The following is a 1,356-nucleotide window of genomic DNA, read 5'->3' as shown; positions in this document are numbered from 1 at the left end:
GGACCACGATGCCCCTGCACCTCCACAGCCTCGACGGCACCGGCCCGCGCACGCTCCGCCCGACTGAGGAAGTACCGCTCCTGCTCAGGCGAGTCGAACACCTCCCAGCCGGACACCGGAACCTCCGGATCCCCGACGGCCACCCCGAGCAGCCGGATCAGGCGGTCCGCCAGCAGGGTCATGGTGTCGCGGTCGAAGAGGTCGGTGGCGTAGTGGAGAACGGCGAGGATGCCGGAGGGCGCGTTGGCGGCGTCGCGGTTCTCGACGCAGGTGAGGTTGAGGTCGAACTTGGCGGGCGGGGTCCCGAAGGACTCGGGCTGGGCGGTGAGGCCCGGGAGTTGGAGGGTGCCCTCGTCGTTGTTCTGCAGGACCAGGAGCACCTGGAACAGCGGGTGCCGGCCCAGCGAACGCACCGGGTTCAACTCCTCGACCAGCCGCTCGAACGGCAGGTCCTGGTGGGTGAACGCCGCCAGGTCCGCATCCCGGACCCGGTCCAGCAGTTCGCCGAAGGTCGGCTCCGCCGAAACGTCGGTCCGCAGGACCAGAGTGTTCACGAAGAACCCGACCAGGTCGTCCAGGGCCTCATCCGAACGCCCGGCGACGACCGTGCCGATGGGGATGTCCGTGCCGGCGCCGAGGCGCGACAGCAGAGCCGCCAGAGCCGCGTGCAGCACCATGAACAGCGTCACGCCGTGCCGACGCGCCAAGGCGTCCAGTTCGGCGTGCAGGCCGGGGTCGACGTGGAACTCCAGCAGCTCACCCTCGTGCGAGGCGGTGGCTGGGCGGGGCCGGTCGAAGGGCAGAGCCACCTCCTGCGGCGCATCCCTCAACGCCTCGGACCAGTACGCGAGTTGCTGGTCCATAGTCGCGCCGAGCTGGTTGTGCTGCCAGAGCGTGTAGTCCGCGTACTGGACGGCCAGCGGCTCCCACTGCGGGACCAGGCCGGCCAGACGGGCACGGTAGGCCGAGGCGATGCCCGACCATAGCGGGCCCGAGGACCACCCGTCACTGGCGATGTGGTGGAGGGTCAGGACGAGGACGGATTCCCCTTCAGTGGCAGTGAACAGTACTACCCGCAAGGGAAGTTCGGTCGAGAGCTTGAAAGTGGCGAAGGCCTCGGCTTCGATCCGCTCGGCCAGCTCGTCGGCCGTGCACGGCTCGACCCTGAAGGGCACCTGGACGTCCTGGGCGGGCAGCACCAGCTGGCGGGGCTGGCCGTCGACCGCCGGGTAGATCGTCCGCAGCGCCTCGTGGCGGCCGACCACGTCACCGATCGCCCCTCGCAGGGCCTCGACGTCCACCGAGCCGTGCAGCCGGAACGCGAACGGACTGTTGTAGGTGGCGGAAGCGCCTTCC

General features: G+C 69.9%; 1 protein-coding gene. It reads right to left on the bottom strand.

Annotated features, from left to right (window positions below):
- A partial coding sequence (locus AE652_RS20805; RefSeq protein WP_049653733.1) for a condensation domain-containing protein occupies nt 1–1,356 on the bottom strand: 1,356 nt, incomplete at both ends.

Origin of the sequence: Kitasatospora sp. MY 5-36 (assembly GCF_001182915.1) — a bacterium.
Classification (GTDB): domain Bacteria; phylum Actinomycetota; class Actinomycetes; order Streptomycetales; family Streptomycetaceae; genus Kitasatospora.
Note: the sequence above shows the minus strand (reverse complement) of the source record. Positions and strands in the feature narration are given on the sequence as shown.